The sequence below is a fragment of the Mycobacterium sp. genome (genome assembly GCF_050701675.1).
Taxonomy (GTDB): domain Bacteria; phylum Actinomycetota; class Actinomycetes; order Mycobacteriales; family Mycobacteriaceae; genus Mycobacterium.
On sequence record NZ_JBOGDD010000910.1, the window covers coordinates 1 to 5959 of the forward strand.

General features: G+C 63.1%; 6 protein-coding genes and 1 pseudogene. 2 read left to right on the top strand and 5 right to left on the bottom strand.

The genetic code is table 11. The features are described from left to right. From ACRDUX_RS27535 to ACRDUX_RS27545, 3 genes are all read right to left on the bottom strand, one after another. A partial coding sequence (locus ACRDUX_RS27535; protein ID WP_526418458.1) for an aldehyde dehydrogenase family protein occupies positions 1–915 on the bottom strand: 915 nt, incomplete at its 3' end. A 38-nt stretch (positions 916–953) separates the two neighbouring features. Next, positions 954–2234, bottom strand: coding sequence for a cytochrome P450 (locus tag ACRDUX_RS27540; RefSeq protein WP_526418460.1), 1281 nt, complete (start codon positions 2232–2234; stop codon positions 954–956). Between the two features lie 43 nt (positions 2235–2277). Beyond that, positions 2278–2484 carry a ferredoxin gene (locus ACRDUX_RS27545; RefSeq protein ID WP_526418462.1) on the bottom strand — a complete coding sequence of 69 codons (207 nt, stop codon included), beginning with the start codon at positions 2482–2484 and terminating at the stop codon, positions 2278–2280. Positions 2485–2621: 137 nt separating this feature from the next. On the opposite strand from ACRDUX_RS27545, the gene ACRDUX_RS27550 reads away from it, so the two are divergent. Then, on the top strand, positions 2622–3224 hold the full coding sequence (locus tag ACRDUX_RS27550; RefSeq protein ID WP_526418464.1) for a TetR/AcrR family transcriptional regulator: 603 nt from the start codon (positions 2622–2624) through the stop codon (positions 3222–3224). 15 nt (positions 3225–3239) lie between these two features. Here ACRDUX_RS27550 and ACRDUX_RS27555 read toward each other — a convergent pair whose 3' ends face one another. Both ACRDUX_RS27555 and ACRDUX_RS27560 read right to left on the bottom strand, forming a co-directional pair. Further along, entirely contained in the window at positions 3240–4079 is an 840-nt protein-coding gene (locus tag ACRDUX_RS27555) for a mycofactocin-coupled SDR family oxidoreductase (RefSeq protein WP_526418468.1), read from the bottom strand. A 437-nt stretch (positions 4080–4516) separates the two neighbouring features. Further along, positions 4517–4714 (bottom strand): annotated as a pseudogene (locus ACRDUX_RS27560) (hypothetical protein); the annotation flags it as partial. 441 nt (positions 4715–5155) lie between these two features. Between ACRDUX_RS27560 and ACRDUX_RS27565 the strand changes: the two are divergent. After that, entirely contained in the window at positions 5156–5842 is a 687-nt protein-coding gene (locus ACRDUX_RS27565) for a sensor domain-containing protein (RefSeq protein ID WP_526418466.1), read from the top strand. Positions 5843–5959 lie beyond the last annotated feature (117 nt).

Consider the following 5959-nt stretch of genomic DNA (forward strand, 5'->3'; position numbering starts at 1 on the left):
GTCGTAGACGCCCCGCTGGACGAAGATCCGCGAACCGCACACACAGCCCTGCCCGGAGTGAATGAAGATACCCATCGACGCCATGAAGATCGCCTTCTTCAGATCGGCGTCGTCATAGATCAACACCGGTGACTTGCCGCCGAGCTCCAGCGCGACCTTCTTGAGGTTTCCCGCCGAAGCCCGCACGATCTCCTTGCCGATCTCCGTCGAACCAGTGAAGGCCACCTTCTCGACGTCGGGGTGTGCGGTGATCGCCGCGCCGGCAGTGTGCCCGTAGCCGATCAGCAGGTTGACCACGCCGTCGGGCACCCCGGCGTCGGCGATGAGCCGGACCAGCAGCAGGGCTGAGAGTGGTGTCTCCTCAGCTGGTTTGACGATCATGCTGCACCCTGCCGCTAGCGCAGGCGCGAGTTTCGCGCAGGCGTTGAAGATCGGCCCGTTCCACGGAAAGATCAGCCCGACGACGCCGTAGGGCTCCTTGAGGGTGTAGGCGTGCATGTCGACCCAGCTGTCCGACGCGATTCCCGCGGTCTTCACGTCATAGGCGTTACCGCTGATCTTGGAGCACCAGCCCGCGTGGTAGCGGAAGAATTCGACACAGTTGGGCAGGCCCAGGCGTGCTTGCATCAGCGGCATGCCGGTGTTCAGCGAGTCGAGTTGAGCTAGCTCGTCGGCGTGTTGGTCGATGAGATCGGCGATGCGCCACATGATCTTGGCCCGCGCGCGTCCGGGCAGTTCCGACCACACGCCCGCCTCGAAGGCGGCCTTCGCCCGTGCCACAGCCTGGTTGACGGCTTCTGCGCCGCAGTCCGTGAATTCGGCGATCTGCTCTTCGGTGGCGGGGTTGATGATGGTGATCACGTCGCCGGTGCCGGGCCGCTTGGCAAGCTCGTCGAGGACAGTCTGCAGCGTCATCGTGGATCCCTCGTCGTCTCTTCGCTGGTCGCCATGTGTCAGGACACCGCGGTGAACTCGATGTTCAGCTCGGTGAGCCCACGAAGCAGAAACGTTGATTCGTAGGCGTATTGGCGCTGATTGATCGGACCGTGACTGGACTCGCTGATGGTGATGTCGCGCATCCTGTCCAACAGCCGGTGCACGGTGACACGTCCCTCGACACGGGCCAGGGGGGCTCCTGCGCAGGTGTGGATGCCGCGACCGAAGGCGATGTGCTCGCGGACGTTCTTGCGGTCCAGCTGGAATTCGTCGGGCTTGTCGAACTTGCGTGGGTCCCGGTTGGCTGCGCCCAGGCACAGCATGAGGACCGTGCCGGCCGGGATGTGCACGCCTGCCAGGTTGGTCGTCTTGCGGGCGAGCCGGAAGTCGACCTTGGTGGGGCTCTGCATGCGTAGCGCTTCTTCGATGAACGCCGGGATCAGATCGCGGTCGTCGCGCAGAAGCTGTTGAAACTCGGGGTGATCACCGAGGGTTTGCACCGCGGAGCTCAAGAGCTTGGTGACCGTTTCTTGGCCTGCGGCGAACAGGAACGTGGCGGGCCTTGCGACTTCCAGCATTTCTGGTATCGAACCGTCGGGATAGGTCGCTGCCGCCATGCCGCTGAGCACGTCACCGCGCGGCTCGCGGCGTCTCTCGGCGACGTAGCGGCTGAACTTGTCGTCGAGGTATTCCAGGGGATTGAGTCCCACTGGTTCGCCATCGAGTGCACCTACGCGGTTGCCCGCAGGTTTCTCTGCCCCCAGGGCCCGGCGGAATTCGGCTCGGTCCTCCTCCGGAACGCCGAGCAGATCGGTGATGGCCAGCGTGGCGAACGGTCGGGCGTACTCGGAGAGGAATTCGCACTTGCCGTTGGCGATGAACTCATCGAACTGGGTGTCCACCAGTTGCCACATGAAGTCCTCGTTCTCCTTGAGCCGGCGCGGGGTCAGCAGCTTGCTGAGCAAGGAGCGCTCGCGTTCGTGGGCAGGAGGGTCCATCACCACCATGTGTTCGAAGATCGGAAACTCGTGGCGGTGCGCTTCGATCTGTGCGGTGATGTCGTCGCCGTCGGGCTCGAACGGCAGCGGCGGAAACGGGCCGCCGATGGCGTTGACCGCAGAGAAGGAGTCGACGTCCTTGAACGCCGCCATGACCTCCGCGTAGCCGGTGATGGCGACGACGCCATGGTGTGGCTCCTGATACACCGGGCCGTGACTGCGCAGATATTCGTAGTAGTCGTAGGGGTCCTGGGCGGTGGCCGGATCGGTGAAGTAGTTCACCGTGGCGAGTTCGGTCATGGTGTCGCGGTCCTCTCGATCCGTTTCTTGGGCTGACGGGGTGCTAGGTGGAGTCGACGGTTATCGCCCCGCGGGGGCAGGCGTCCACGGCTGCGGTCACCGTGTCCCACAAGGCATCTGATGGCTGCGCTTCGCAGGTGGCGACGTCGTCGTCGGTCAGGCCGAATACCTCTGGCGCGAGGTCAATGCATAACGCGTGCCCCTCGCAAAGATGCGGGTCAACGCGGACGCGTCGCTGGGACGAAGGCATCGGCGCTCCCTTTCTTAAAACTGATCGATCGATCAAATCATGTGATAGTCATGGATATCACGGGCTGCTCCGGGCGGTCAAGGAAAAGGCGATCACGGCATATATGCTTCTGGACAGCCAAGATCGGAGGGGTCGAGATGCCTGCATCGCGGAAGGTCAAGGACAAGGACGCCGGAGCGCGCATACGTCTGTTGGAGGCGACCGCTCAAATCATGCGCGACGAGGGGTACGCGGCAGCGACGTCGCGACGCGTGGCAGCACTCGCCGGGGTGAAGCCGGCGTTGGTCTACTACTACTTCGACACGATGGACGAGCTGTTCCTGGCGCTGCTGCGCGCGGGCGCCGAAGCCGCGTTGGACGAGATGCGTCAGGCGCTCACCGACGACAACCCGCTACGCGCCCTCTGGCTCATCAACTCCGACGCACGGCGCACCGGACTCAACACCGAGTTCATGGCTCTGGCCAACCACCGCAAGGCAATCGGTGCTGAGCTGAAGGTCTTCGCCGAACGCGTCCGCGACATCGAAGCAGCCGCGGTCGCCGTCGCGTTGCGCGGACACGGTGTCGACCTCGAGGAATATCCACCGGTGGTGATCTCGATGCTGGTGGCCCAGATGGCACGCAGCATGTGCAATGAGGCAGCCATCGGCATGACCGACGGCCACGCCGAGATGACGGCATTCCTCGAGCGCTTCTTAGTTCGATACGGTACGAGCGCATCGTCAGGGCGACGACGATGACGCCTCGTACGCTGTTTATTTCAGCATGCTGCCGGCGTCGACGGTGACGGGCAGGCCGGTCACGTAACGCGACTCGTCGGAGGCCAGGAACAGCACCGCATTGCTGATGTCAATCGGTTCGACCCAGCCGACCGGCAGCACGTGCATCATCTTGGCCACCACCGCCATGTCATCGGGCCCCGGGTTCTCCAGGTCCGGACGGAACAACTTCATCGTGCCCTCGTTCATGAACATCGGGGTGTTGACGTTGGTGGGGTGCACGGAGTTGACCCGGATGGAGTGCTCGCCCAATTCCACGGCGAAGGTGCGCATCAGCCCCACCACCCCGTGCTTGGCGGCAATGTAGTGCCCGGTGTGTGGGTAGGCCTTGAGCCCACCGACCGAACTAGTCAGGATGATCGATCCGCCATTATTACCAGACAGTAGGTGGGGCACACCAGCTTTGACCGTCTTCCACACTCCGGACAGGTTGACGTCGATCATCTCCTGCCAGTCCTGCTCGCTGGTCTTGTCCAGCGTCTGGCCGCCGTTGCCGATGCCGGCGTTGGCAACGATGATGTCCAGGCGGCCGAGTTGTTCGACGCCACCGTCCACGGCCGCCTTCAGCGCGTCGTAGTCGCGGACGTCGACCTCGGCAGTAACCACCCGGCGGTTGAGGCCCTTGATCAAGTCGGCTGTCTCGGCGAGGTCGTCCGGGGTTGACGGCGGGATCACACTGCTGCCACTGATCGGCGCGCAGACATCGACTGCGATGATGTCGGCACCCTCTTGCGCCAGCCGCACTGCGTGGCTGCGGCCTTGCCCACGGGCCGCGCCCGTGATGAACGCGACCTTGCCCTCTACGCGTCCTGCCATGTCCATGCCCACCTTCTTGGTCACCTGCACGTTTGATACTCGACACGAAAACTGATCGATAGATCAGTGACTGTGGCAGGACCTAGCCGGCTAGTCAAGCCTTCAACCGCTGGCGAAGGATGGGCATTACTCTCCCGCTCGTCCGTGGAAGAGGGTTTAACTGCAGGGCAAAAGGATATGTTTGCAGATCTTGACGGCTCGACAAGCCCGGGATGGCCAGCAACACGTTCTACAAGAATGATCATGCGATCAGTTTGTTGACAACCTGGGGACTGCCAACCGAACATAGCCACAGTCCGTCAGGCATCAGAGCCAATTCATGTCCGTTACCATTCCTCGAAATCGACCTTGCCGAACAGGGTGCCTTCGTGGTCGTAACCGACCTTGGCACCGGTGAATCCGCTCAAGGTGGAAGCCGGGTTTCGTATTCAGCGGTGTTAGATCTTGCCGCCAGGGAACATCGTCTTGACGGCCCGCGTCATGTTCTCGCGGGCGGCGGCGGCGCTGGTGGGATCCAGGGAGCCGATCGCCATCACGTAGCGGTGTTCGGGTCCGATGGTGTCGGTGGACAAGTGCAACTGGTTGGCGCCGTTGACGTTGGCCTGTTCGGGCGGCAGCCCACCGGTGCCGTTCAACCCGTAGCCGAGCAACAGCTTCCCACCGCCCGACAACGGCTGGGGTTCCAGGCTTTCCATGTGCTCGCGGACGATGAATCCCGGAAGGTCCTCAGTATCTCGTTCTGGGGATGCCGCGCCGTCGGGTGCAGTGTCGGCATGCGGGGGCGGCTGCCCAGCGGTGACAGGCGCGTCCGCTCGGGTAATGGGCAGGCGGTGTTCTGCGTGGTGAGCACCCGCCTGCCTGCCCACTCCGTCGTCCGGTCCGGTAGCCACCCAGAGCCAGAGCGGTCCTCAATCCAAAATTGTTATCAAGAAGGGTGATTCATCGTTACCACGAAATGCCGCCCGGCCTAACGCATGTGACCGCCGCAGTACCGCACCATTGTTCGCAGTTGACGCGCGGTGGGGCAAGGGTGCGCCATCACCCTGGACCGGGCTCGGACGCAACGGGAGGTACGAATGCGCCAGGCCATGGCCACACTTGCAGTGGCAATCTCCTGCGTTCTGGCCGTCGCCGGTTGCGACAACGCAAAGGTCAACGCCGACCCCACGACCACCCAGACGATGATTCCGCGTCCTCTTGTCGAACGTGAGTTGGCCGGACTGCTACTTAGCCCTGAACAGGTGAACGCCGCCATGGGTGCAACGGCTATGGCGGTGACACATGACCAGACCTCGATGTCTGACAACAGCGCCACGATGGCACCTGCGGAGTGTCTGGCCATCGACGGGGCGGCCGAGGCCGTCGTCTATGCCGATAGCGGGTCGTGGGCTGAGCGCGATGAAAGCCTCAACGACGGCGACACGTTCGCGCATTATCTGAAACAGGCAGTGGTGCTCTTTCCCACTCCTGAGAAAGCCCGCGCCTTCTTCGACGCCTCGGCCCATCAGTGGCCGGCGTGCGGCCAGTACACCCACCTGCAGAGCGGGACGAACTGGACCGTCGGGCAGATATCCGAGGTGAACGATGCACTGAGCACCACCACGACCGAACAAGATGCCGCTGCTCCCGGTTGGGGCTGCGGACGTGCACTGGCGCTGCGAAACAACGTGATCATCGACATCAATACGTGCAGCGCGACCCCAGGAGATTCGGCGCTGACGATCGCCAACCAGATCGCTGCCAACGTAACCGCACGGTGGTAGCGAGCCCGGCCGCACGACATCAAAGCTGCATGCAGGCGCGGCGCCCCGCTGAATCCGCGAACGAGGCGCTGCGAACCCAACGCGCAAGACGATGGCGCAATTCCAATCCTGTTACAG

What these genes read in the sequence shown, in the direction of transcription:
- ACRDUX_RS27550 (WP_526418464.1), top strand. Translation starts at nt 2,622, where the DNA reads ATGCCTGCATCGCGGAAGGTCAAGGACAAGGACGCCGGAGCGCGCATA.
- ACRDUX_RS27545 (WP_526418462.1), bottom strand. Translation starts at nt 2,484, where the DNA reads ATGCCTTCGTCCCAGCGACGCGTCCGCGTTGACCCGCATCTTTGCGAG.
- ACRDUX_RS27540 (WP_526418460.1), bottom strand. Translation starts at nt 2,234, where the DNA reads ATGACCGAACTCGCCACGGTGAACTACTTCACCGATCCGGCCACCGCC.
- ACRDUX_RS27565 (WP_526418466.1), top strand. Translation starts at nt 5,156, where the DNA reads ATGCGCCAGGCCATGGCCACACTTGCAGTGGCAATCTCCTGCGTTCTG.
- ACRDUX_RS27555 (WP_526418468.1), bottom strand. Translation starts at nt 4,079, where the DNA reads ATGGCAGGACGCGTAGAGGGCAAGGTCGCGTTCATCACGGGCGCGGCC.